Here is a 26,788-nt window from a genome sequence, read left to right as displayed (position 1 = left end):
TGAAGTAGAAAACATGAATGTTGATAGTTTAACCCAGCACTTTGAGGAAAAGTTGGCTTTAGTCAAAGCATCGGTGATGTCTGACAGCTTTGTTATCCAGCTTACAACAATCGCAATTATTTATTGCGTTGCGTTTTTGCTTGCACGACAAGTAAAAAAGCCATTTAAGTTTACCCGAGAAAAGCCACAGCAAGGCGCACATACTATGCACGGCTTTTTATACAATCTGGGTGAGGCACTATTCCCGCTTATCACCATCAGTATGCTAAAGCTTACTACCGTGTTGGGGGCGCAATTTCAGTTTGATGCATGGCTATTGGAAATAGCCGTTGTTGTAGCACTAATGCTGTTTGTTAATTCCTTGATTAATGGTTTTGTCGAAAACAACACCATTGCAGCGTTTATGCGATGGGTGGGTTTACCTATCCTATTTTTACACTTAGTTGGCGTGCTTCCGCTGATAACTTCAGCATTGGAGTCAATGGCAATATCAGTCGGCAATGTTGAAATATCAGCGTATGGCGTAACAAGAGTGCTATTGTTTGGTGGCTTGCTGTTCTGGCTAGGCCGCAGCTCGAACGCCATTGGTCAAGATATTATTCGAAACCATAAGTCGCTCGACGTTTCTACCAAAGAAGTGTTCGCAAAGCTGTTTGAAGTTACCCTGTTCTGTGTGGTGTTTCTTTTATTGCTTAACGTCATGGGAATTAATCTTACCGCATTAGCCGTGTTTGGTGGTGCAGTAGGTGTGGGTTTAGGCTTAGGTCTGCAGTCCATCGCATCAAACTTCATCTCGGGCATCATTATTCTATTGGATAAATCGTTGACCGTAGGCGATTACGTTGAATTGGAAGACGGACAGAAAGGTATCGTCAGAGAATTTAAAATGCGCTATGCCGTATTAGAGACATATGACGGTAAAGATGTACTGGTGCCTAACGAAAAGTTTATCAGCTCCTTGCTAATAAACTGGACACACAAAAACCAAAAACAACGTTACCGCATCGACTTTTCTGTCGCCTATAAAACTGATATCCGCGCGATGGTAGAGATTATTAAAGAGGCAGTATCGGAACATCCGCAGGTGATCAGTGGCGATGATGTTCCATTTGAAGAGCTGCCTGACTGTGAAATAGATAGCTTTGGCGACTCTGGCGTTAACATGTTCGTTGAGTTTTGGATGGAAGGTGTGGACGATGGTAAAAACCGCGTGGGTGGCGATTTGCTGCTTACTGTGTTTGAAACATTACGCGAGCACAACATTGAAATACCGTTCCCTCAACGCGAAGTAAGAGTTATCAACGAACAAGGCATTGGTATTCGAAATACCACACCGTAGCTAAACTCGCTCATGACATGAGCGCTTTCGGTCATACCTTCGCGCTGGCTAAAACCTAGCGCGGAGTGTATCCCATTGCCACTCTTGGGCAGACAGACCTAACGTCTGGACAAACTTTGCATAGTCTTCTTTGCCCATCGCTGACGCTACAGTTTTTAATTGAGATTTGGCTTTTATTGCTTTTACCTGCAGTAACTCCAATCGCTTATCGGCACTTGAATCGAAGTTTTCACTGATGATTGCATTCGCTTTATTGGTCGCTTCCCACGCTGTAATAACATAGCCCACCAGCTTTATGTAAACACCTACCATACGCTTTCGTTCAAATATGTTCTCAAACAGTGAGCCAGATAACGACTTTTGGAAACTGGCCTCTGTTTCTAAGGCAACAAATTGCTCGGCGTTCTCTAGCTCATTCAACACATTGTGTAAAAGCTTAATGTGGGCGTGCGTATTAAGTGCGTCGACGTGAAGTGCATTAATATCGTCGCTTAGCATTTCTAAATTGACCAACGTTCGTTGAAGACTAGCCATTGTGGTAATTGTCTGTAGAAGCGAAAAATAAAGGTTCAGTGTATCGAATTAAAGATGGGTTTGCGATGGTCTCGCGGGCGTTTTAATCACTTTAAGAATTCATAACACAACTTATAGAAATCAATTAAAAAGGGCGCGGAAGCGCCCTTTTAGTTTTTATGTCTATTGAAAATTAGTTGTTAAGCTAATTCGCGATAGCAGTTATACCGCATCTATTTACCCAAGCTGGCGTTTAGATCGTGACGTAAATCGAAACGGTCTAGCGTCATCACTTTGGTCCAAGCGTCGACGAAGTCTTTAACAAAACGGCTTTTCGCGTTGTCGTAGGCATAAACTTCGGCCACTGCACGCAGCTCACTGTTTGATCCAAAGACCAGGTCTACAGGCGTACCTGTATACATAACTTCACCAGTAGTTCTGTTTACACCTTCATATACCGACGGGTTATCTGTTTTTCTCCACTTAACGCCCATATCAAGAAGCGTTACGAAGAAATCGTTGTTAAGCGTGCCTACTTTGTCAGTAAATACACCGTGGCTAGTGCCACCTGTGTTTGCTCCCAATGAACGCAAACCACCAAGCAAAACAGTCATTTCTGGTACTGTTAGATTAAGCTGATCGGCTTTGTCTACCAGCATGTCGGTTGGCGAACGATAGCTAGCTTCTGCGTTGTAATAGTTTCTAAACGCATCGGCTGTTGGCTCTAACAATGAAAACGAATTAACGTCTGTTTGCTCTTGGGTAGCATCAGTTCTACCAGGAACCACTGGCACAGTAACCTTGACGCCAGCATCTGCCGCTGCTTTTTCAATTGCTGCCGCGCCGCCAATCACAATGAGGTCAGCAAGAGACACTTTCTTCTTAGAAAACATGCGTGAATTGTAGTCTTCTTGCATCTCTTTAAGCTTAGAAACAACGGCTTGAACGGTTTCAGGCTCATTGGCTTCCCAATTCATTTGCGGTTCAAGGGCAATACGAGCACCATTCGCTCCACCGCGTAAATCAGATGCTCGGAAGCTAGACGCTGCCGCCCATGCTGTTTTCACAAGTTGCTGAACGGTTAAACCACTGTCTAAGATGTCAGCTTTAAGTTTCTTAACGTCTTTATCAGAGATCGCTTTATAGTCAGCTTTAGGCACTGGATCTTGCCAGATGAAGTTCTCTTCTGGGATATCGTTACCCAAGTAACGTGCCTTAGGACCCATATCGCGGTGAGTTAGCTTGAACCACGCTTTGGCAAACGCCGTTTGATACTCCTTAGGATCCGCTAAGAAGCGCTCGGCAATTTTTCGATACTCTGGATCATACTTAAGCGCCAAGTCAGCTGTAGTCATCACAGGAGGATTTTTCTTACCTTCTACATGCGCATCTGGTACTGATTTATGAAGCGATTCATCGGTAGGGACCCACTGGATAGCGCCGGCAGGACTGCGAGTTTGCTTCCACTCAAAGCCCAATAAGTTTTGGAGATATAGGCTCGTCCATTTAGTAGGTAGCTGTGTCCAAGCACCTTCCAAACCGCTCGTTACTGTGTCTTCTGCATTGCCTTTACCGCAATTGTTCTTCCAACCTAGTCCCTGCTCTTCTAGGCCTGCACCACCTGGCTCAGCTTCTAAACAATCAGCAGGCTTGTGTGCGCCGTGCATTTTTCCAAATGTATGACCACCCGCTATTAGCGCAACGGTCTCTTCATCATTCATCGCCATACGGCCGAATGCAGTGCGAATATTTTTCGCAGATCCCATCGGATCAGGCACACCTTTAGGGCCTTCAGGGTTAACATAGATCAAGCCCATGTGCGTTGCCCCCAACGGACGCTGAAGCTTACCGTCGCGCTCTTCACGATCGCTCGCAAGCATTTCCACTTCTGGGCCCCAATAAACCATGTCAGGTTCCCAGTCGTCGGTACGACCACCCGCAAATCCATAGGTGTCAAAGCCCATGTTTTCCATGCCTACGGTACCCGCAAGGATCATTAAGTCGCCCCAAGATAAACTTTCACCGTACTTTTGCTTAATAGGCCAAAGCAAGCGACGCGCTTTATCAAGATTTCCGTTGTCTGGCCAGCTGTTCAGCGGATCAAAACGCATTTGACCACCGTCACCACCGCCACGACCATCTAGCGTACGATAGGTACCTGCACTGTGCCATGAAAGTCGAATGAAGAAAGGACCATAATTTCCGAAGTCGGCCGGCCACCAATCTTGAGAAGTAGTGAGTAGCTCATTAACATCTTTTTTTACTTGGTCGAGATCTAGCTTAGCGAATGCCTTTGCATAACTGAAATCATCACCTAGTGGGTTTGAGCGATTATCGTGATCTCTTAACGGAGAGAGATCGAGCTGATCAGGCCACCAAAATTGATTATTTTTCGCTTGAAAAGCTTTAGCAGTGCCCGTGCCTTTAGCACCAGCAGGCTTACTAATTTGATCGTTGGCAATAGCCCCTGTTGCACCAAGCGATAGGGCAACAAGTACTGATACTGTGGTTTTTTTAAACCTGTTTATAGTCATGGTCTTTTCCCGTCTGAGTTTGTTGTAGTTACCAAAGCGTGAGTGCGAATCACACCACTAATTTGTTAACATTTTGTTTACCTCATAAGCAGTTAAAAGATAGACAGGCTTAGAGAATATTTACAGTTGATAAAATGAATTCAACTGATTAGAAAACCCAATCAATGAAAAGTTTATTAATTTCAATATGTTAAGAACCCAGTTCACTTTATGACGTAATCGACTGTCGCTCAGTAGAACTATGTAATGCGGAAAATGAGCTGGATCTGTGAATCTCTTTCAGAGATTGGGAAATTTTTTCGCTTCTTGAAGAGTGAAACTTTTCCATACTTTCTATAAGCGGCTAAATAACCAACTAAAAAGTGCCGGTTTATGTAAAGTTTTCATCTAATTGAAATACCTTCTGCAATTTCTACCATGGCACAGCAATTGATACAGAGATGATGCAATTAAAGACGCATTAACTTCAGATAAGAAGTCGATGGAATGTTAAAGAAGTAATGAGGATGAACTTATGAAAAACACACTTAAGACACTTACCGGACTTGCAGCTGTTGCCTCTATCAGTGCTATGGCTTCATTCGGTGCGCATGCTCAATCAAATCAAATTGAAGCAAAAGACAGTGGTTTTTATGTAGGTGGTAATTACGGTTACCTACGCGTTGAAGGTGAAGATGACTTTGACGATGACAAAGATGTTTGGCAAGGCCTTGTTGGATATAAATTCAATGAGTGGATTGCAATTGAAGGTGGTTACATCGATTTTGGTGATTACGGTAACGACCTTGCAGGTGCTGAAACAGACGGCTACACCGCGGCGATCAAGGGTATTCTTCCATTAACAGAGCGTTTTTCTCTCTACGCGAAAGCAGGTCAACTTTGGTCAGAAACCGAGTATAACTTTGCTGGTGTTTCACGTGATAACGATGACGAAAGCTTGTTTGTAGGCGCAGGTCTAAGCTACGCGATTACTAGTAACTTTTTAGTAAACGCCGAGTACACTGTTTATGATACAGAGCTTGATGCAGACGAAGCGTTTGATGACCTCGACGACACCGACTTTGAAACCGATCTTAAGCAAGCCAGTATTGGTGTTGAGTATCGCTTCTAAGACATTTGTTGCCTCACGTTTAACAACGTGACTTAATGAGAATGCTAAAGCCTTGGCAACATTGCCAAGGCTTTTTACTTTTTGCTACCCATCTATTTTCTGGATGAGCTGCGCCAGTTCCTCAATTTTTGACACTGTCGTTTTAACTAAGTTGTCAATTTCATTGGATGAGGACTGGGAGTTACCTGCTAACGTTCGTACTTCATCAGCCACAACCGCAAACCCTCTTCCCATTTCACCTGCTCGTGCCGCTTCTATCGCTGCATTTAGCGCTAGCAAATTAGTTTGCTCAGAAATAGAATTAATTGTGCCCACTATATTACTTATAGTCTGGCTGGTAACCAGTAGCTCTTTCATAGAATCTTGAGTATCGTTCACCGCTTGTTTTCTAGAGGTGATATTAACGGCAAAAAAGACATAACGTGTTACTTGCCCGTTGAAGTTCTTAAGTGCGCTGATTCTCGCGTCAAAGGCAAGATAACGCCCAGCCATTTGAAACTCAGTAATTTTTGAAACAAAACCAGCGCTCTCTAGAGTAGACTTGTCCTCTGCAGAAAGACTATTCATTACCTCATTTGCAAATGATTCAGAGCTCATTACCCCGTTCAATGTGTCGCGTAGTAGTTTGTTTGCCTCAACGACTTCACCATTAGGCTTCATTTCAAGAAGAACAAGTGCACTGCCTATAGCTTTTAATTTGTTAGTAAAATCTAAAGCCATTTGCTTAACACGAGTAATATCAGCCTGAACCGCGATAAAGTTAACGAGTTTTTCTTCTTTGAAAACGGGGTTTATTGATAGTGAAGTCCAGTAAGGTGTACCGTCCTTTCTATAGTTAAGAATTTCATCATAAAATGCTTCGCGGTTTTTAATTTTTTGTCGTATCACATCCACAGTACGTTGATCGGTTTCCTCACCTTGTAAAAATGATCCAGGTTTCTTGCCTTTTACTTCGTCCAGCTCCCACCCCGTCAACCGGTAAAACCCGTTATTAACGTACTCTATGAGACCATCTGCATCAGATATAATGACGGCATTGTCTGTTTCGTTGGCAACCAGCGAAAGCATACGTTGTAACTCTCGCTGCTCTACTTCTTCTGTTACATCTTTAATAAATGCTGTGTAGAGGGTTCGGTCAGCCAGCCTTACTTTAGACAAAGACAGCCTGCCCCACAGGCTTTTACCGTCTTTCCGCTCCACTTTAACTTCGCGGCTGGTTCCGACAATTTTGTCTTGGCCTGTTTCTCTATTTGCGTTGACATAGTTATCGTGGTTCGCTTGAATCGCCTGAGGCACTAACATCTTCACATTTTGGCCAATTACTTCATCTCTTGTGTATCCCCATAGCTTCTCAGCGGATGCGTTGAACAAGGTTACGTTGTTGTTTTCATCGATACACACCACAGCATCTAACGCTTGCTCTAATGTTTGCTCCACTATTTCGCGAGACTCTCGCTCTTCTGTAACGTCTCGAACGAAAGCGGTGTAGTGCTTCTTTCCTGCAACAATAACCTGAGATAAAGCAAGCTGAACCCAAATTCGCTCCCCACTTTTTGTTTCTAATTCGACTTCTCGCGAGCTGCCAACGATTTTATTAACATTTGTTTGTCGATGAGAATTAACGTAATTGTCGTGATTTGCTTTGTGTTCGTGGGGAACCAATAGTTTGATATTTTTGCCTAGTACCTCGTTTGGCGTATAGCCCCATAACTTTTGAGCGGCATCGTTGTAAAACGTAATGTTGTTTTTTTCATCTATGGTAACTACAGCCAAGATTGATTGAGCAAGCGCCTGTTTCGCCGCATTTTCCTTTGAAAAAAACTTCATTTATCTAGACCTTCTCATTAAATTTTTTAAGTTATATAGAAGATCTTTCCCTGTTTTTCCAACTGTGAATATTAAACTCGTTTCACAGTGAAAATATTACACATTGCGAACTGATACATCTTACACACGAGCTCAAAAACTCTAATTATCTATAAAAATCATTTACTTACATTTTTAGCTCTTACGTTTTATAGAGGTACAAATTCTGCAACAGAATACAAATAGTGAAAAATGAATAAATAGGAAAAGTCACATGCAATCAGGAAAGAGTGTATTTCAACCCGGTCAAAACTGTTGGGTAGAGAGCAAGGCTCGCTTTTCTACACCTTTGATAGATTGCGGAAACTATTATAAAGCCTTGCACAGCTCTATCGTTAAAGCTAAGCACAGTATCTTCATTGTTGGATGGGATATAGATAGCCGCATTCGCTTGCTGCGAGGCGACGACGAAGCGAACAGTGAAGCGCCGAGCGTAATAAGTGATTTACTTAAGTGGAAAGCTGAGCAAAATCCTGACATTAAAATTTACCTGCTACGTTGGGACTCATCACTAGCCTTTTTCGCGCAGCGCGAAATGTGGGCAAAGGAAGTGTGGGAAGAAAAAACTCCAGACAATGTGCAAACCGAGCTCGATGACACGATTCCGATGGGCGGAAGTCAGCACCAAAAAATTGTGGTTATCGATGATGAACTCGTATTCTCAGGTGGAATGGATGTATCCACTAACCGCTGGGATACTCGTGACCATCCCGTAGTTTCAGAAGAGCGTGATGGGCCTGATGGGGAGTATGGTCCTCTTCATGATGTGCAAATGGTCTCAAGTGGACCTGTAGTAGCCGACTTTTCAAAATTAGTTCGATGGAGGTGGCAGCGTGTGGCTGACTCTTCACCTATTGATATCCGCGAGGACGCACGCATTGATGAAAATGCCCCGTTGCCTGATGCTTGGCCACAAGATTATCCTCCCCTTTTTGAAGACGTAGAGTGTGCACTTGCCAGAACAATTCCATTTATGGATGAGGTCGAGCCTGCTCAAGAGGTACGTCATATGCTGCTTGATCTTATCGGTGAAGCAGAGTCTGTAATCTACATTGAGAATCAATTTACAACGCGTCAGGAGATCGCTGAAGCGCTGAATAAGCAGCTCAAACTGAAACCTAATCTTTCGGTCATTATCGTAAGTTCCTACGAGCCAAAAGGTAAGTTTGAATGCGAAGCATTTTGGGCAAGCCGCATAGAATTCAAGGAAATTTTAGAAAAAGGGATTGACCCTAAGCGAGTAAAACTGACTTATTCTTCAATTGAAGACATGCAAGGCCGCAAGGCATACAAGCGCATCCACTCCAAAGTGATGACCATCGATAACAAATACCTTGTTATCGGGTCATCAAACTTGAGTAATCGCTCAATGACGCTAGACACCGAAATCGACACGGTGTTGTTCGGTAACACTAAGGACAATCAGGCGTGTATTGAGCAAGTGAGAAACGACTTACTCGCAGAGCACACGGGACGCGATATTGATGCAATGCCAGCGTTATTCAACAATGAATATCCGGTTGAAGCATTAATGCAGGATCAGATAGCACACGGCTACGTACTTACCGAAGTTCGCGATGAGGTGTTTACCGAACAATCCGTTAAGAATGTGTTCAGAGCGTTATCTGACCCTGAAGAACCCCTTATTTCAGTGCCAACCTTTGATGGAGCTGCTATGCCTGCACGTAACCCAAGACGTCGCAGTATTATGATTTTGATTGGTCTTGCCATCATTGCTGTTCTTGGCGGGCTTATGTTTTGGGCTAGCCAGTCCATACCATGGTTAAGTTCCGACAGCATTAACGCCTTTCTAGAGAAAAGTCGTGGAACCTACTTTGCTCTGCCTACCGTGTTGCTGGTTTATGTGGTCGGCGGCGTTTTATTCTTCCCGGTCACAGTACTGTCACTTGCTGTGGCTGCTATTTTTGGCCCTATATGGGGGCCCATCTACGGCATCATGGGAGCACTAATGAGCTCTGCAATCATGTTTGGAATAGGCAAGCTATCTGGCAACGCGGGGCTTAGAAAAATTGGTGGTCCAAAGGTAGCTGCCGTTGATGAAAAACTAAAGCGTAGCGGTATCGTTGGCGTCGCGGCCATTCGAATGTTGCCTGTAGCGCCCTTTAGTTTGGTGAATTTGGTAGCGGGTATCTCATCTATTGGCATTTTCCAGTTTTTAGTAGGGACATTTTTAGGCATGTTCCCGCCCATGATTGCGAAAGGGCTTGTGGGTGATTCGATAGCACAAATTTGGCAAAACCCTTCTGTGGAAACCATTAGCTATTTAGTTGGCGGTATCGTTTTATGGGGCCTTATGATTTGGGGCTCGCAAAAATTTGCCCGCTACTACCAAGCTCGGAAGGAGTCGGGGAATCAAGATACTGCCAGTGATAATAGTGACAAAGATGAGGTAGAGAAATGTGCCGCATAGTGACCTACAACATTCACAGCGGAATAGGTAGAGACAAAAAGCACGATTACAAACGCATAGGGCAATTCTTGGCAAACAGTGGCGCCGACGTGGTGCTGCTGCAAGAAATGGATACTCGTCCCTCTGAGCGAAGTACAGCACAGGACGTTAAAGATATCTGCGCTGAAAACACGTTTAAGCTCATTCCATCACCAGCCATTAGGGAATCTGATGGCTGGTATGGCAACGCCATCCTAACTCGCTTTGACGTATTAGCGCACGATACACTGGATGTCAGCCAAAACGGGCGACAGCCTAGAAATGTTCAGATTGTAGAGCTCAAGACAGAGAAGACCCCCCTTACGGTTGTGAATACCCATAAGGGGCTTAAGAAGCTAGAACGTCGCTCACAGTTTTCTTTGCTTCATGAACACCTTTCTTTGAAGATGAAAGAGAAGCAAATCCCTCTAGTTCTAGCCGGTGATTTCAACGAGTGGCAGTTTTTCTCAAAAGCGTTTAAAGCACTTAACGAATTGCTATTACAGCAAAAAGTGGGGGCAACATTTCCAAGCCACTTTCCTGTATTTGCACTTGATAGAGTATGGGTGTCTGACGACATCAAGGTAAAAGCGTGCAGAAAACTAAAAAATGCGAAAACTCGAATCTTGTCAGATCATTTACCTGTGCTTGTTGATATTGAACTGCCCCAGAACGATTAACCAAGTGCTCTTTTGCACTTAACGGGTTGCATTATTCTCGTCGTACGCGAGATTTAGCATCATTTTGTGTTGGCACAGTGCTATGCAGGTTGCGCTATGAACGATGAAGCGGCAAATTCTAACGTACCGCACCAGTGTTTCAGTGCGTTTTCTTGAGCCACTACTTTTCTGAGAATATCAATGATCGGACTGCTATCTAGCAGCGTCTTGGCACTTTTGTTTGTCGCAGCGAGTACAGTACGCTGCATTTCTGGCTGTGTTATTTTCAGTGATGAAACTAGGCCAGACTCCTTTAAATGAAAAATAGCTGATGTAGGAAGGATCATCACGCCTTCTCCCTGCATAACTTGCCTAAGGCCAGTCATGAGTTGTCCAGAATAAGCCAAGTCGTGCTGCAAACTAACGCCCGTTGCTTTTTCATAGTCAGCAATTAGTTGACCCAATGCATCTTTGTTACCCGGTGACAGCAAAGGTAATTCACTGATTTCCCAAAAACGGATCGTCGTTCTATCTCGAAGCTTGGCGTATTGTTCACACGATGAGGAGGCAGAAAAAACCAAATGAAGATCTTCTTGAATTAGCGGTGTGACTCGCATGAATTTAGGGTCGACAGCTTGCTGATAAGTAAGCGCAACATCCACCTGCTTTGACTCAAGCCAATCATTAATGGTGTAAGACGGTCCAGTGCTGATTTCGACTTTGAGCCCTTTATGGTTCGCCGTTATCTCCGTGAGCAGCGGTAAAGAAAGCACATTGCCGATTGACGGTAGCATTCCTATTTTTACTACCTTCTTTTGTCCAGTTTGAAAGGCTTCCAATGCGGCCTTAACGTTGTCTATTTCGGTTAGCAGCTTTAATGCATGTTTATAAAAAACTTCGCCCGCCGATGTTAGGTTTACTCCCGAAAAACTTCTTTCAAGCAGCGTCGCTTTCATCTCTCTTTCTAAACTTGCCAACTGCTGACTAATGGCGGGTTGAGCGATATCCAATGCTCTCGCCGCCGCAGCAATACTACCCTTACGCACAGTCATAACAAAATAATGCAGCTGTTTTGAATGCACTTGCCCTCCTTACAAAGGTGGTGAGTTCTAGAACGGGAACGGTTTAACGAAGATGGCAGCAACGAATATGCCATTCCATTAAGTTATATGAAGCAAAATTGTAAAAATGGGCTAAAAGCAGTGGGGCATGAAAATCTTGTCTTCCCCCATACTTAAGTCTAATAGCATTAAATTAGCGCCCTGTGAGACGGCTCAATATTTTTCTTATACCCCTGAATAATCTTCTTTCTTCCTGCAAAGCCAAAGAGTTTTTAGCCTTGTTCTTGTACACGAGTTGCTAGACAACAATAACAAGATGCTTCTCGCATCAAAGTAGTGCTCGTGCGTGCCTAAAAAGAGTGCAGATTTTAATAATCCACACCCACAAAACTAAGTAGCAATAAGCACGATTGGGAACACAAATGAAACAGAAAAAGCTCCACACTGCAGTACGTTACGCACTTACCGGATTAACACTTTTCACTACTTCATTGCTTGTACAGGCGCAAGAAGTGACTGAAGAAACCACAGAAGCCAAAGACCTAGAACGCATTGCCGTTGTTGGTGCCCGCGGTGCACCGCGTTCAGTAACCAGCTCTCCTGTACCGGTTGATGTACTCACCGCCGAAGACGTTGAAGCCGTTGCGTTTACCGATATGAACAATGTCCTTATGACACTCGTTCCCTCTTATTCCGTAGGCCGTCAACCCATTTCCGACGGCGGAACGTTTATCCGTCCAGCAACGCTTCGAGGTATGCCCACCGACAAAACGCTTGTTTTGGTTAACTCTAAACGTCGTCACAGGGCCGCGCTTGTTTCAATTGGCGGTTCTGGCACACAGGGGCCAGACATCGCAACAATTCCAACCGCAGCAATTCAAAGTGTTGAAGTGTTGCGCGACGGTGCAGCTGCGCAATATGGCTCAGATGCCATTGCAGGTGTTATCAACTTTCAATTAAAAAATAACACCGAAGGCGGCTCGTTCACTGCCGACTACGGCAGCTACTACGAAGGAGATGGCGATCAAATTACCGTTACTGGGAATAAAGGTTTCGCGTTAGGCGACGATGGCTTTTTCAGTATTTCAGCCGAATATTCTGACAGCGAAGCCACCTTTCGCGGTGAGCAATATTGTGAGCCATGGTTCTGTGTGGATGACCAGTCAGATCAATACATCGCTGATGCTACGGCCATGGCCAACAGCGTTCATGGTTCAGACGTAGTCCAACCATGGGGGCAACCAAATACAAGCGGGACGCGTGTTTTCTTTAACGCCGGTTACGCACTATCCAGTGAACTTGAACTCTACGCATTCGGTAACTATTCAGAAAGTGAAGGTGACGGTTCATTCTATTATCGCTATCCAGGCAATGGCACCATTGAAGACATTCGACTTGAGGACGGTTCAATCTGGAACCCGCTAGAGTTCTTCCCTGGTGGCTTCACGCCTCGTTTCTTCGGTGATGTGACTGACTACTCATTTGTTGGTGGTGTTAAGGGCATGTCGGGCGACCTTACTTATGATATCAGTGGTCGTTACGGCAATAATGAAATCTCTTACACACTAGCCAATACCATTAACCCGTCACTGGGTAACGAGTCACCTACTTCATTTAAGCCGGGTGACTTAACCAACGAAGAAACACAGATTCAAGCTGACTTCACCTATGACTTGAACCAGTATGTTCTTGCCTTCGGTGCAAGTTACTTAGACGAGTCATACGAAATATCTGAAGGCGAGCTAAGTTCCTATTTTGCAGGCTCTTACGCCACATCCGACCCTTGGGAGTTTTGTAACGACGACTACACTACTACGGCACTGGGCGCTGCTGTCATTGCTAACGGTTCAACTCTGAATTGTGCCAACTACACCAGTGCTGACAGTAACGACGATGGGGTTGAAGATGATGGATTCGCTGGAGTAGACGCCGTTTATACTGTTGTAGGCGTTGGCTCCAACGGCTTCCCTGGCTATTCACCAGACTATTCGGGCTCATACGAGCGTGACTCATATGCGGTATACACGGATATCTCTGGTGACATTACAGACGAGCTGTTTGCTCAGGCTGCGCTGCGTTATGAAGACTATTCTGATTTTGGCTCAGAAGTAGTATACAAAGTAGCAGGGTTCTATCAGTTTAGTGATGAAGTAGGCTTTAGGTCGTCTTTTGGCACTGGCTTTAGAGCTCCTACTCCAGGTCAGCAAGGCACCACCAACGTATCTACACGTCTGCCCGATGGCTTCCCAGTAGCAACAGGTCTGTTCCCAGCCGGCGGCGAAGTAGCGCAGGCGCTTGGTGCCAACGAGCTTTCACCCGAAAAATCGACCAACTTTACGCTGGGCATGACTGCGAACTATGGCGACTTAACGCTCACTGTTGATTACTACAACATCAAGCTTGAAGACCGCCTTTACTCTGTGTCTACCCGAGATGTTTCCACCACTGTCGTTACCGACCCTCAAGCAGACGGTTATGACGCATACCAAAACTATCTAGCCCTAGCAGGTGCCAATGTTTCTGGCGCCGAGTCTATTGGTGGTGTGTTCTTCTTCCAAAACGCTTTCGATACCGTAACCGAAGGCGTGGACGTTGTTGCTACTTACAAGATGGAATCGAGGTATGGCGCAACCGTGCTAACCGGCTCTGTAAATTACAACAAAACAGAGTTCGATTCTGATCCGAGTGAATACTTGAACGCTGAGGATCAGTTCGACTTTGAAAATGGCCGTCCCGAAATGCGTGGAGTGTTCTCGGTCACTCACAGCTACGACGTGTGGTCTGCCGTTGCGCGTCTTAGCTATTTTGGCGAATACGAAAATGCGGGAAGCGATGACGGGGTAAACGCCACAAATATTCAAACCTTCGGTGACGAATATATGTTCGATATAGAGGGCTCCTACCTTATTAACGAAAACCTCACCCTGTCAGTGGGGGTAAGAAATCTCTTCGACAATTACCCAGATGTAAGTACTAACGGCGACGCCTGTTGCGGTGAAGTCTATGACTCTGCCTCGGTGGTTGATTGGCAGGGAGGATATTACTACACCCGACTTGCAGCCCGTTTTTAACTGGCTCCTTGCAAACACCGACATAAGTCGGTGTTTGTGTATGTAGTTAACTGTATATAAGAAAAACTTAAAAGGTCATTCATGTTTAAAGCTGTTTCATGCGGAGTAAAAAGCAAATGGAAATAGAGCTACTGTGGTTTGTAGTTACTTTGTGTATAACTGGTGCCATTGCAGGTATCACGGCAGGTCTGTTTGGTAATGGCGGGGGATTTGTTGTCGTGCCTGCTCTTCTCGCTGTTTTTCCGTTTTTTACTCCTCCATCAGAAGCCCTCGTTAAGGTAGCCATCGGAACATCATTGGCATCCATTGTGGTATCAAGCGCTCGGTCAGTGATGGCGCATCGCGCTAAAGGTGCGGTGGATTTTGACATTCTTCGCTCGTGGAGTATTTGGCTTATTCTTGGCGTTGGTGGCGGGCTGCTCATCGCAAACAACTCCAGCGCCAATGGTTTAACGGTCGTGTTTGCTGCAGGTGTTCTACTTTACTCCGTGTATTTCCTCTTTCCTGAGTTCGTTGTAAGGCCCGGGCTTGTTTTCGATATGCCTAAAGGAATTGGCAAAGCAGTTTTAGCGTTTGTTCTGGGTGGTTTCTCTGCTCTGCTTGGCATAGGTGGTGGCACGCCAACAGTAATCACTATGGTGATGTGCCAGCGCACCATTCAACAGGCTGTCGCGACCGCCGCAGGCGTCGGCTTTCTTATCGGGCTTCCAGGTGCCATTGGCTTTTTGTTTATGAAGCACCCTGAAACCGCCTCGTTGCCGGTAGGCACTATTGGCTACATCAATATACCTGCGCTTATTGCTATCAGTATTGGGGCAATCTTTACCGCTCCAATCGGAGCCAAAATGGCACACAACTTCAGTGAAAAGAAGCTAAAGCGCTTATTTGGCATCTATCTCGTCATTGTTTCTAGCGCAATGTTCTATAAAGCCATTTAAAAGAAGAAGGAGACAACCCGTGAGTTATAAACGTTCAAGACGCTTGTTTATTGGTGGCACAGTTGCAGCGTCAGCAATAGGTGCGAGTGGCATAAGTCACCTTGTGAGCGCCCAATCTGTTAGCGCAAGCGCTTCCCCATCGTCTGTTATGTATGGACCAAAGCCTGGGGTTGCAAAGCTCAATGCCAATGAAAACCCGTTTGGGCCGAGCCCGAAAGCGCTAGACGCTATCGCAAAAGCATCGGCGGAAGGTGGAGCCTACTATGCTTATCCCGCCGCTATGACACTATTGGATATGATTGCCGAGCGCTATGGCATTACTCGAAAGCACATTTCTTTAAGCGCCGGTTCAAGCCCTATTCTTTCCTACGCCGCCCTTGCGGCCAGCAAGAACGGAAAAATTCTGGGCCCGGACCTTTTTTGGGACACCACGTCTAAAGCACCTGAAAAACAAGGTGCGCCAGAAATAGTGAGAGTTGCTAATACGGCAGAGCTTGATATTGACCTTGATGCCATGTACGCCGCAATAGACGACTCTATTGGTATGGTGCACATTTGTAACCCGAACAATCCAACGGGAAAAGTGCTCGATCCGAATAAGCTTCGCGAATTCTGCATAAAAGCATCTAAAAAAACACTGGTGTTGGTCGATGAGGCATATAACGAGCTTATCGATGAGCCTCCTAAGCATTCAATGATTCCGCTCGTTAAAGCTGGTCATAATCTCATTGTAGCGAGAACCTTCTCAAAGATTTATGGCTTAGCAGGTATGCGCGTGGGCTATTTAATCGCATCAGAGGAAAACACTGAGTGGATCAATCGCTATGGCATGGGCGGCTATACATTGAATCAAGCAGGCCTTGCCGCGGCTATCGCCAGCTACAATGACGATGCCTTTTTAACTTTCTCTAAAGAGAAAATTTATGAAGGTAAATCTATGGTTATGGACGCAGTAAAAGCAAATGGATTGACAGCGCTACCTTCTAGTACTAACTTTATTTTTGTTAATTTAGGTGACGGCAACGCAGAGTACTTCCGCCAAGCCATGGCTGAACAGGACGTGCTGATTAGAGGAATCTACCGTACGTACGACAACTGGTCTCGCGTAAGTATGGGAAAAATTGGCGATGTAAAACGCTATGTTGAAGCCATGCCCAGTGCACTTGAAAAAATGTACACTATGCAAAATACTTAGCTGCAAGGGTGTGCATTGTCGGCCGATGCACACCTCGCTACTTATAGACTTAAATTTTCTGCTACTTCCTCGTTTACTCTCCTAGTCATTTTCAACTAAAAGTCTAATACGCATAAAAGTCACTTCTGTCATATACTCATTTTAAAGCGCCACTGCTCAAAGAATACGCTGATTGGAAAATTTTTACGGTATTGTTGCAGTAACGCTAAAGTTGCACATACTTTACTAAAAAGGCATCGCATTAAATGCCGCTCTAGGAGGCTGTAAATGTCAATTTCTGTATTAGTAGCTGATGATTCTAAGTTGTCGAGGCGTAGTGTGATTCGCTCACTTCCGCAAGATTTAGAGTATGACATCACCGAAGCAACAAACGGGCAAGAAGCCATAAATGCGCTGTCAGAAAGTGAATTTGCATTGGTACTTTTAGACCTAACCATGCCAGAAGTTGACGGCGTTGGTGTGTTGGAATTCTTGCACCAAAGGCCCGACGCCCCAAATGTAATTGTGATTAGCGCTGACTTTCAGCCAGAAAAACAGAAAATTGTCATGTCTCTGGGGGCAAAGCGCTTTTTACGCAAACCGCTTGATAAAGAAGAATTAGCAATGTCGTTGTTTGAGTTGGGGTATCTATGAGCATTGTACTACCACTAGACGAAGAGCAAAGAGATGCCCTTCAAGAACTCCTAAATATTTCCATGGGGCAAGCGGCTAACTCTCTTGCGCAGTTAATTGAAACCAAAATTGATATTTCTATCCCAAAAATCTCAGCGGTTACTCCCACCCAGCTTTACAGTCTCTTATTTGAAACCGAAGACGCTTTCTATACCCGTCAGTCTTTTTTAGGCGACGTACACGGCGAAGTGATGTCTGTGCTATCTCAAGCTGGATTGAGTGAGGTCGCAACGTTAATGGATTACGATGAACCATTAAGCAAAGAAGACATTCAAGAGATTATCTTGGAGCTTTGTAACATTTTGGCAGGTGCGTGTTTGGCTGGTCTTTCCGACCAGTTGGAGCTTACCACTAACTTGAACATGCCCACGTTATTCTTGCCCGATAAAGCGAACTTCGATGAGTTGCAATGGCAGCACAGCTTAGTGATGGAAGTGCAGTTTATTATCGCGATCTCGTCGTTTAGCATGCGCGTTGTTTTCTGCTTAGACGATGAATCTCTTGCACGCATGAAAGACACATTGGATGAGTTACTCGCATAATGTTTGAACAACTGGTAGGTAAATTACCTGTCGGAATTGGTATAGTCGATGAGAGCTTTAAGGTTGTTTATCTAAACGACTTCTTTTTAGATCGACTTCCTCACAATATGCGCGACTGCTATAAAGAAACGCCAGTTGTTGAGTTATTTCAAGGACAAGGTAAGTTTCTAAAACGTAGACTAAAGTCAGTTTTTGTACTGCAGCATCCTAGCTTTAGCTATTGGGAACAACGCCCCCACATCTTTCCGTTTAAGAGCTCTCGCCCTATAACGGGTGAAGAAACACAGATGTATCAAAACATGGAAATCTTGCCCATTAAAGACAAAAACACAGGGCAAAAATTGGCGTGTATTTTTCTGCAAGATGTGACCGCCCAAGCTAGCTATTTTAGAGCCCAGCAAAAGCTTTCAGAAGCGCTGAAAAAAGAACACGAAGCGCAAAAAAAGTTAATTCGCAAACTCGATACCGCACAAAGCCAGCTTATTCAAGCAGAGAAAATGGCTTCTACTGGTCAGCTCGCGGCGGGGATAGCCCACGAAATTAATAACCCTATTGGTTTTGTGAGCGCTAACCTCAATACACTTGAGCAATACGCAACTCACCTTATTGCGATTTGTGATGGCGTTAAGGGGCAACTCGAACACTTCACCGACGAACTTAAAGAGCAGATTGACGCACTGTTTGAGTCTAATCACTACGACTTGTTAAAGGACGATATTACTGAGCTAATTGCCGAGTCTACAGACGGTCTTACCCGCGTAAAAGACATCGTCGAAAACCTTAAGAACTTTTCGCTGGAGACTACTGAAGGCGTGCAGATAGTAGATATCTGCGCCGTGTGTCACCAGCTGATCACGCTTATTTCCGCCCAGTACAGCACGCCCCAATATAAATTTGAATGTGAATTAGAGAAAGTGGAGGTAATGGGAAACCCTGGGCCGCTGAAACAGGTGCTAATGAACGTCATGATAAATGCAGCACAGGCCATAGAAGATAGGGGCTTTATTAAACTCACTGTGCTCGATTCACCTACGTTGGTGACCATCAAAATACTGGACTCGGGTTGCGGTATTCCTACAAAACATCTAAAGCGAGTCTTTGAACCCTTCTTTACTACAAAGCCCGAAGGGCAAGGCCAAGGGCTGGGCCTTTCTGTGGCTTACACCGCCATTGAACAACATCAAGGTAAAATATCTATTAGCAGCAAAGAGGCAAAAGGAACCGTGGTAGAGATCACCATTCCGAAACAACCTGCAGCACAGCCCCCGTCCAGTGAAGATAATGAAGAGAATAAAGAAAACGAAGCGGAAAATTCTCAAACGGCCTAGAACACAGATAGCCCAGTACAGAGTAAGACGTTGTTAATCCTCACTCTGTTTGTATGTCCTCTGACTGAACTAACAAGCAAGCTTTTTTACTTCACAGGCTTTAAATGTATACACACCCTTGCTGTTTAACGTCCGCGAAATGACTCCTTCATTAAGCAAGTAATTAAGGTGAGACAAACACTCTGCTACTGCAAACACCATGTTGCGACTAGAGAGCTTGCGCTTAAACATAACCGGTAATAGCTCTACGACCGTTTGAGGTTGCTCGCAAGCATTTAACAGTGCTTTTAGGTGCTCGTGATGATGAGCAATAAGCGAATCTACTCGCTCATGCAGGCCGATAAAGGGTAGCTTGTGAGCAGGTAATACTGTCGCATCTTTGGGCAAATTCTTGAATTGCGGCAGCGTAGAAAGGTAGTCGTCTAAGGTGTTGGCATCAGGCTCTGTTGAGTAGGCGCCAATGTTTGGCGTGATAATCGGCAAAATATGATCGCCTGATATGAGAATATTTTTTCGCTTATTGTAAAGGCACGCATGCTCAGGAGAGTGGCCGCGGCCAATGATGATCTGCCATTCGTTACCGCCAAGCGACAGCGTCATACCATGCTTTAGACGTGTGTAGCTAATGGGTAGTGGTGAAACGACGCTGCTGTAGCCGTTGCCTTCACCAGAAGTAAGCTTTGCGATCATGGATTCGTCTAAACCTGCTCGCTGGTAATATTGCACATCCCGTTCGTTAGTTGCGCCATTTCTCCCTGCCGCAAACGCTCTGGCAGTAAAGTACTCAGTTTGAGACATATAAAAGGGAACATTATACGTGTCGGCTATCCAGCCCGCTAACCCTACATGATCAGGATGTAAATGCGTAACAATAACGCCAACTATTGGCCCGTCTAATTGCTTGAATATACGCTCCCACAGCGCTTTGGTGGTGGACGTTCCTATGCCAGTATCAATGACCACCCAACCGCCTTCACCGCGGATCAGATACAAATTTATGTGGTCAAGTTCAAATGGAAGCGGCATTGTTAGCCAAAGAACACCATCGGCCACTTCTATTAGCTCGCCCGGCTCTACCTGTTTATCGAATAGATATTCCATATCGCCCTCACCTTTTCTATCGTGCATGGTCTAACGTGCACAAAGACTGTACGTTTTCGTTTTAACTCGCGCTGCTTACAAAAACAAACATATCTGTCGAATAGAGATCTATAGGAGTAGGTGATAACAAACGTTATACTAAGCCTACTGCCGTTTCTCGTGCACAGTGGTAGCGCATTTTTATTGCACCTTTGCGCCAGTTATTGAACAGATAATGGTAATGCGAGTTTATAAAACGTACACGCCCATGAGGCTATTTAAAGAAATTAACGTCAACAAAGCCGGTTAGTAAATCAGATCCATGTCAGCCTCAACAATACAACAAGGGTTCATACTCAATAAAAGTACGTTTACCCGGCGAGGCAAGGTGCATGTTGAGCTATGGGTAAAAACGCCCAGTAGTACAGCTAGGTTAATTTCTTCACCCCAATACCCCACTTGCTTTGTATCTGTTGTTCACGCCAATGATTTACGCAATATCGCCGAGCGTATTTCAGCAAAGATCAGTGTTTCAGATGACGGGTTTCACACGCTGGAACAAGTTCCTGTTGCGACGGTAAAAACCGCAACCGAATCACATATGCATCAGCTTCGCCAGCATGCGCAGGAAAGCAGTATTGTATTGTACGAAGCCGATATTCGCGTTGCTGATCGCTACTTAATGGAGCGCTTTGTGTATGGCGCGGTGGAATTCCTGGCCCCGCAAGATTTCGACGATACGTCACAGACCGTTATAGAAAATGCGCAAATCAGACCCTGTCAATTCAGAACCACATTTACATCGCTAAGCATAGACATCGAATGCAATGAGCATGAAGAACTCTTTAGCATTGCGTTAGCCGGTGAAGGACTCAACGTTGTGCTGCTTCTATGCCCGCCACATTTTGTTGGACAAACATTGCAGGGACAAGAAGACAGCGCGTACGAGCTCATTGTCGTTGAATCAGAAAAAGTACTGCTTGAAGCATTTTTTTCTTATCTTACATCCTACGACCCAGATATCATTTTAGGCTGGAATGTTAAACAGTTCGATATGGCGGTACTTGAACGCCGCGCTAGGGCTAACTCGCTAAAGTATGCGATCGGCCGCCATGGCCGAGAGGCTTCTGTAAGACAGTGGGAGGATCAAACCCTCGTTGATGTGCCAGGACGATGCGTTATTGATGGAATCGAAGCACTAAAAACAATGACTTATCAATTCGAGTCGTTCTCGCTCGATCACGTATCTGAAGAACTGCTTGGCGAAAATAAGCTTATTCAAGCCGCCGACAAACTAGAAGCGATAAAGCGTCTTTATCATAGCGATCCCGTTGCACTCGCTAACTATAACTTTAAAGATACGGAACTGGTCAACCGCATTCAGGATAAAACCCAATTTATCGATTTTCTGGCGCTGCGCAGTATTCTTACCGGCCTAGATATGAGTCGCCCCGGAGGGTCAGTGGCCGCGTTTTTAAATGTGTACTTGCCTAAGCTTCACCGCAAGTCTTATGTCGCGGGGGTAAGACCTGAAAATGGAGGCTTGGCTAGTCCGGGTGGTTATGTCATGCGTTCCCAGCCAGGTTTATACAAGGACGTTTTAGTCCTCGATTTTAAGAGCCTGTATCCTTCCATTATTCGTACATTTAAAATCGATCCGTTGGGACTTGCAGAAGGGCTTAAGTCTCCAGACACGGCGATAGAAGGTTTTAAAGGCGCAGTATTTAGCCGCGAATCTCATTTTCTACCTTCCATCATTGAAAACCTATGGCTTCAGCGCGACGAAGCCAAAAAACAGAAAGACGCACCGCGCTCTCAGGCCATCAAAATATTAATGAACTCTTTCTATGGTGTTCTTGGTAGTGGCGGCTGTCCCTTCTACGATCCTCGCCTGGCTAGTTCTATTACACTGCGGGGTCACGAGATCATGCAAACCACTGCGGGTTGGATTGAAGAACTGGGCTATACAGTTATTTACGGCGATACCGACTCAACATTTGTTCATGTAGAAGGGAATGATGCACTGGGTTCGCCGTCAGATACTGGACTTGAGCTAGCTAGCATTATTAATCGAAAGTGGAATGAGTTACTAAAAAGTGAGTTCGACATTGAATGCCACTTAGAAATTGAGTTTGAATCTCACTTTTCTACGTTTTTTATGCCGACGATCCGAGGCTCTTCCGAAGGCAGCAAAAAACGTTACGCAGGAATGAATGGCGGTGAACTTGTCTTTAAAGGCTTAGAAAATGTCCGCTCTGATTGGACGATACTAGCTAAAACCTTCCAATACGAGCTATACAAAAAAGTGTTTACTGGACAGCCTGTTGAAGACTACATAAATAGCACGATAGCAGCGATAAAGTCCGGTGAAATGGATCACGCTTTGGTCTATAAAAAGCGGCTGCGAAAGCCTTTGTCGTCGTATACCAAGTCGCTACCTCCCCACGTAAAGGCAGCGCGATTAGCGGACGAGTACTATAAAGAACAGGGGTTGCCACTTCGCTATCAGTTTAATACTACCATTGCTTATGTTATTACAGTACAGGGCCCTCAAACAGCAGAAACCGCCACGGCCCCCCTTCAATATGACCACTATATTGAAAAGCAAATCCAACCCATTGCCGATAGTATCTTGCCTCTTATTGGCCTGAATTTTGAGACAATAGCGAACGATCAACTCTCGCTGTTTTAATCTCATTAATGGGGTTCTATCTATATCTGAGAACAGCTTAAGTTTGACGTATGAAGATCTTGCAAACACTGCGACAATTTAACATAGCAATAACATTGAAAACCTCGCCTTAAATTTTTATTACCTCACTAAATCAGTTAGTTATGCATTTGGCACATTCAATGAATAATGAATTACGTAAGTCATTAGCGGTGTCAGATTGAAACTTACTTCCAATCTGCACCTATGTTGAGGTCTGTGGACCTAGTGGTTAGGGCAATTGAACGCCCGAGTTCACTGTAAAAGCCAGAAGGAATTTGATTATGAAGATCACAAAACTAAGTATGATTACCAGTGCTGTTATTGCTGCAACACTATCTGCTTCAGCAGTAGCAGGCCACCACGAAGAGAAGATCTCGATGGGATTTAACGCAATGGATAAGGATGGAAACGGCTATATCGTCGGTTCTGAGTCTTCTGGCGTTATTGACAGTAAGCTTCTCGCAAAAATGGATACCGATGGTGACAGCATGATTAGCCGTGTTGAATTCAACAAATTTGTTGATGAAAAACCATCAATGTTTAGCGACGACATCATTACTCAGGTGAAAACTGAAGGCACCAATGACGCTCTACTCTTGGAAAAGGGCAATCCTGAATTATTCTCTAAAGCCGACGGTGAGATGATATCAGAGAAGAATAGGGAGCTTCGCACTGAGATGTCAGCTACAGCCGACAATAAGTTTACTGAAATTGATGTAGACAGCGACGGTAAGCTTACAGCCAAAGAGATAAAGGTTGCGCATGTTGAAGGTGACTTTGAGATGATGGATGAAAATGGCGATTCTTACGTTACCCGTATGGAATATCGTGCCTACTTCGAAGGTATTGAGTCTGAATAGACGCTCACCACTCATTAAGTAAAAATTTTTAGGAAGCCTCCTTCGTCGGAGGCTTTTTTGTTTCATTAAAGTCGAGACAATTTTCTTTAGACATCAAATACATTGTCACTTTTGGTTATTACTCTCCTTTCAGCGTGTACGACGAGTCACACAAATTCATCGTTGAATAACCCCATATACGACTAACATCTTGTCGACAAAACCCGTTTGCAACAATATTGTTAATAAAGATTGAATTATTTGTTTTATTCGTTGCGTATTCAGCATTTACTGCAATTGTTGCCATTGGTTATTTGGAACCAAAAGCCGAAACAGCCAACTCTATTATTTATATATAAATCAGATGCGTACGCGCATGGAGGCAAGATATGATGGAATCAAAATTTACACCGAACTCACTACTCCCTCTTCAGAAAAGTGAGTTTACTGGCTCTGATGACGCTGAGCTGACGTCGCTCACTATCGGTCAGTATTTCAAAAATGTTGTCGACAATTATGGCGATAACCCTGCGATCATTGTAAAACATCAAGACGTTAGCTGGACCTATCAGCAGTATTGGTACGAAGTAGAGCGTGTTGCGTGCGGCTTACTTGCAAACGGTGTAGAATCTGGAGACCGTGTGGGTATATGGTCTCCGAACAATATCGAATGGTCGATCGTGCAGATGGCTACTGCGCGAATCGGGGCGATCATGGTATGCCTGAACCCTGCTTATCGCCCTGATGAATTAGCGTTTGCTATTAATAACGTTTCCGTAAAATACTTAGTCATGGCGCAGTCATTCAAGCAGTCAAATTACGTCGCCATGTTGAAAGAGCTTGCGCCAGAAATAGACAGCCAAGATAAGAACACACCAAGGCGTCCTCTAACGCCTTCTAAGTTGCCTTCACTTAAATATGTATACACTATTGGCGATAAGTCTGTAGAAGGATTACAGGCTTTTTCTGCATTACAAATAGAACCAACGGAAGCGCTTAAATCTCAGTTGGAGGCCGTTGAATCGAACCTTAGCGCGGATGATAACATCAATATTCAGTTTACCTCTGGTACCACGGGAAACCCGAAAGGCGCAACGTTAACGCACCGAAACATTCTAAATAATGGACTATTAGTATCACAAGCAATGAGGTTCACACACAAAGACAAACTTTGTATTCCCGTTCCGCTTTACCACTGCTTTGGAATGGTATTGGGCAACTTAGTTTGCTTAGCATCAGGTGCATGCGCAGTATTCCCCGGGGAGTCATTCGACCCTGAGACAACACTCCGTACAGTAGAAGAAGAAAAGTGCACGGGATTACATGGCGTACCAACCATGTTTATTGCCGAACTCGAACTATCCAACTTTAAGAGCTTTGATCTATCAACACTAAGAACCGGCGTTATGGCAGGTAGTACCTGTCCAGAAGAGCTCATGCGAAAGGTCCATAGTGAATTTCATATGACAGAAGTCGTCATAGGTTATGGTCAGACAGAGTGTAGCCCTATCAATCATATTACTGACATTGACTCGCCATTTGAAAAGCAGGTCAAAACTGTTGGACGCGCTATGCCCCATACAGAAGTGAAGATCATAGATCCCCAAGGCAATACGGTGCCTATTGGAGAGCCGGGTGAGATTTGCGCGAGAGGCTACTGTGTAATGAAAGGTTATTGGGGTGATGAGGTTAAGACAAAAGCCACCATAGACGATGAAGGTTGGCTCCATTCTGGTGATCTCGGAGAAATGGATGAAGAAGGCTACGTCACAATAGTTGGTAGAATAAAGGACATGATTATTCGCGGCGGCGAAAACATTTATCCACGAGAAATTGAAGAAGTCTTGTATCAACATGCGGATGTGTCAGACGCCGCTGTCTTTGGTATTCCTGACAACAAATATGGCGAGCAAGTATGCCTATGGATTAAGGCAAAGGAAAATCGACATATAGACGAAGATCAGATACGCGACTACCTGAAATCCAAACTAGCCTACTTTAAAGTACCCAAATACATCAGCGTAGTGAAAGAGTACCCCATGACGGTAACAGGGAAGCTTCAGAAGTTTAAAATGCGCGAATACATGATAGAAACACTGAAGAAGCAAGCCCTACAAACCGAAGCATAATCCCAGCAAATAGTGGGGTCAGAGTACATTTCGAAAATTGGGGTCAGAGTACTTTTTAAAAGATAGCGCTTTAAAGTACACTGACCCTACATTCGTATTTCCAACGCTTGCACCTAAGCTATAGTCTGTACCTATCTACCGTATTTTCAAACTGCCTGCTACATGCCCTAGAGAATTAAAGAGCTCGAATTATTGAGTTAGCCCACAATAATGGGGTCAGAGTACATTTCTTTTTTTAACGAGAGTGAGAGCCAAAAAGTACTCTGACCCCTTTACTCCTGAGTGAAAGACTAAAGGTCTGTATCTGAATTTGTGCGCCTTAAATTATTCGATAAATGAAACTTTCACAGTGACTAGAAGTAGGTAAAAAGAGCAGTCGCAGAAAAACACATTTTAATAATGGGGTCAGAGTACATTTCTCTAATAAGGCATGCTGACGAATTTCAGAGTTTCTCCCCCACAGTTTTGAAATCACGTATAGTTAAATTCGTTTGTTCTTAAAAGTACTCTGATTTAACGGCATTGGGGGATAAGGGAATAATTATGTCCTGATGTTTAAAGCAATAAAGTACTCTGACCCCATTTTTTTGTTTATTCCAAACGCAAAAAACCCGCCGTTAGGCGGGTTTCTTTAAATGGGACCTGGCAGTGTCCTACTCTCACATGGGGAAGCCCCACACTACCATCGGCGCTAATACGTTTCACTTCTGAGTTCGGAATGGAGTCAGGTGGTACCGTATCGCTATGGC

General features: G+C 44.5%; 18 protein-coding genes and 1 rRNA gene. 13 read left to right on the top strand and 6 right to left on the bottom strand.

Features of this window, described 5'->3' with window-relative positions; genetic code table 11:
* The first annotated feature begins 13 nt into the window (after window positions 1–13).
* Window positions 14–1,339: a mechanosensitive ion channel family protein gene (locus tag WA381_RS13710; RefSeq protein WP_156086935.1), complete on the top strand. Its 1,326-nt coding sequence runs from the start codon at window positions 14–16 to the stop codon at window positions 1,337–1,339.
* A gap of 48 nt (window positions 1,340–1,387) precedes the next feature.
* On the opposite strand, the gene WA381_RS13705 is transcribed toward WA381_RS13710, so the two are convergent.
* Window positions 1,388–1,873 (bottom strand): hypothetical protein, encoded by a 486-nt coding sequence (locus WA381_RS13705; protein WP_014977392.1) that lies wholly within the window; start codon window positions 1,871–1,873, stop codon window positions 1,388–1,390.
* 212 nt (window positions 1,874–2,085) lie between these two features.
* Entirely contained in the window at window positions 2,086–4,386 is a 2,301-nt protein-coding gene (gene katG, locus WA381_RS13700) for a catalase/peroxidase HPI (protein ID WP_156086936.1), read from the bottom strand.
* Between the two features lie 514 nt (window positions 4,387–4,900).
* On the opposite strand from katG, the gene WA381_RS13695 reads away from it, so the two are divergent.
* The gene (locus tag WA381_RS13695; RefSeq protein WP_156086937.1) at window positions 4,901–5,497 is read left to right on the top strand and encodes a porin family protein; all 597 of its coding nucleotides are present in this window, start codon (window positions 4,901–4,903) and stop codon (window positions 5,495–5,497) included.
* A gap of 84 nt (window positions 5,498–5,581) precedes the next feature.
* Here the strand turns inward: WA381_RS13695 and WA381_RS13690 are convergent, their stop codons facing one another.
* A complete protein-coding gene (locus tag WA381_RS13690; RefSeq protein WP_156086938.1) occupies window positions 5,582–7,324 on the bottom strand; it encodes a PAS domain S-box protein in 1,743 nt (580 codons plus the stop codon).
* A gap of 253 nt (window positions 7,325–7,577) precedes the next feature.
* On the opposite strand from WA381_RS13690, the gene WA381_RS13685 reads away from it, so the two are divergent.
* On the top strand, window positions 7,578–9,794 hold the full coding sequence (locus WA381_RS13685) for a VTT domain-containing protein (protein ID WP_014977396.1): 2,217 nt from the start codon (window positions 7,578–7,580) through the stop codon (window positions 9,792–9,794).
* A complete protein-coding gene (locus WA381_RS13680) occupies window positions 9,782–10,492 on the top strand; it encodes an endonuclease/exonuclease/phosphatase family protein (RefSeq protein WP_014949486.1) in 711 nt (236 codons plus the stop codon). The genes WA381_RS13685 and WA381_RS13680 overlap by 13 nt, the downstream gene beginning before the upstream one ends.
* Before the next feature lie 80 nt (window positions 10,493–10,572).
* Here the strand turns inward: WA381_RS13680 and WA381_RS13675 are convergent, their stop codons facing one another.
* Complete coding sequence (locus WA381_RS13675; protein ID WP_014977398.1) at window positions 10,573–11,553, bottom strand: LysR family transcriptional regulator; 981 nt, start codon at window positions 11,551–11,553, stop codon at window positions 10,573–10,575.
* A 401-nt stretch (window positions 11,554–11,954) separates the two neighbouring features.
* On the opposite strand from WA381_RS13675, the gene WA381_RS13670 reads away from it, so the two are divergent.
* The 6 genes from WA381_RS13670 to WA381_RS13645 all read left to right on the top strand — a co-directional run bounded on the left by WA381_RS13670 (window position 11,955) and on the right by WA381_RS13645 (window position 19,278).
* On the top strand, window positions 11,955–14,603 hold the full coding sequence (locus WA381_RS13670) for a TonB-dependent receptor plug domain-containing protein (RefSeq protein WP_101565856.1): 2,649 nt from the start codon (window positions 11,955–11,957) through the stop codon (window positions 14,601–14,603).
* Window positions 14,604–14,719: 116 nt separating this feature from the next.
* The gene (locus WA381_RS13665) at window positions 14,720–15,541 is read left to right on the top strand and encodes a sulfite exporter TauE/SafE family protein (RefSeq protein WP_014949489.1); all 822 of its coding nucleotides are present in this window, start codon (window positions 14,720–14,722) and stop codon (window positions 15,539–15,541) included.
* A gap of 19 nt (window positions 15,542–15,560) precedes the next feature.
* Window positions 15,561–16,736 carry a pyridoxal phosphate-dependent aminotransferase gene (locus WA381_RS13660; protein WP_156086939.1) on the top strand — a complete coding sequence of 392 codons (1,176 nt, stop codon included), beginning with the start codon at window positions 15,561–15,563 and terminating at the stop codon, window positions 16,734–16,736.
* Window positions 16,737–17,003: 267 nt separating this feature from the next.
* Complete coding sequence (locus WA381_RS13655) at window positions 17,004–17,369, top strand: response regulator (RefSeq protein WP_014949491.1); 366 nt, start codon at window positions 17,004–17,006, stop codon at window positions 17,367–17,369.
* Window positions 17,366–17,950, top strand: a complete 585-nt coding sequence (locus tag WA381_RS13650) for a chemotaxis protein CheX (RefSeq protein WP_014949492.1) — start codon at window positions 17,366–17,368, stop codon at window positions 17,948–17,950. The genes WA381_RS13655 and WA381_RS13650 overlap by 4 nt, the downstream gene beginning before the upstream one ends.
* Window positions 17,950–19,278 carry a sensor histidine kinase gene (locus WA381_RS13645; RefSeq protein ID WP_156086940.1) on the top strand — a complete coding sequence of 443 codons (1,329 nt, stop codon included), beginning with the start codon at window positions 17,950–17,952 and terminating at the stop codon, window positions 19,276–19,278. The genes WA381_RS13650 and WA381_RS13645 overlap by 1 nt, the downstream gene beginning before the upstream one ends.
* A gap of 69 nt (window positions 19,279–19,347) precedes the next feature.
* Here WA381_RS13645 and WA381_RS13640 read toward each other — a convergent pair whose 3' ends face one another.
* Window positions 19,348–20,379, bottom strand: coding sequence for an MBL fold metallo-hydrolase (locus WA381_RS13640; RefSeq protein WP_156087371.1), 1,032 nt, complete (start codon window positions 20,377–20,379; stop codon window positions 19,348–19,350).
* Window positions 20,380–20,680: 301 nt separating this feature from the next.
* On the opposite strand from WA381_RS13640, the gene WA381_RS13635 reads away from it, so the two are divergent.
* From WA381_RS13635 to WA381_RS13625, 3 genes are all read left to right on the top strand, one after another.
* Window positions 20,681–23,050 carry a DNA polymerase II gene (locus WA381_RS13635; protein ID WP_289617993.1) on the top strand — a complete coding sequence of 790 codons (2,370 nt, stop codon included), beginning with the start codon at window positions 20,681–20,683 and terminating at the stop codon, window positions 23,048–23,050.
* Between the two features lie 302 nt (window positions 23,051–23,352).
* On the top strand, window positions 23,353–23,931 hold the full coding sequence (locus tag WA381_RS13630; protein WP_156086941.1) for a hypothetical protein: 579 nt from the start codon (window positions 23,353–23,355) through the stop codon (window positions 23,929–23,931).
* 368 nt (window positions 23,932–24,299) lie between these two features.
* The gene (locus WA381_RS13625) at window positions 24,300–26,039 is read left to right on the top strand and encodes an AMP-binding protein (protein ID WP_156086942.1); all 1,740 of its coding nucleotides are present in this window, start codon (window positions 24,300–24,302) and stop codon (window positions 26,037–26,039) included.
* Window positions 26,040–26,679: 640 nt separating this feature from the next.
* Here the strand turns inward: WA381_RS13625 and rrf are convergent.
* A 5S ribosomal RNA gene (gene rrf / locus WA381_RS13620) occupies window positions 26,680–26,788 on the bottom strand; the annotation flags it as partial.

Origin of the sequence: Alteromonas sp. CH_MED4-4 (assembly GCF_037029575.1) — a bacterium.
Classification (GTDB): Bacteria; Pseudomonadota; Gammaproteobacteria; order Enterobacterales; family Alteromonadaceae; genus Alteromonas; species Alteromonas macleodii.
The sequence above is the reverse complement of the archived record's forward strand: the minus strand, read 5'-3'. Positions and strand labels throughout refer to the sequence as shown.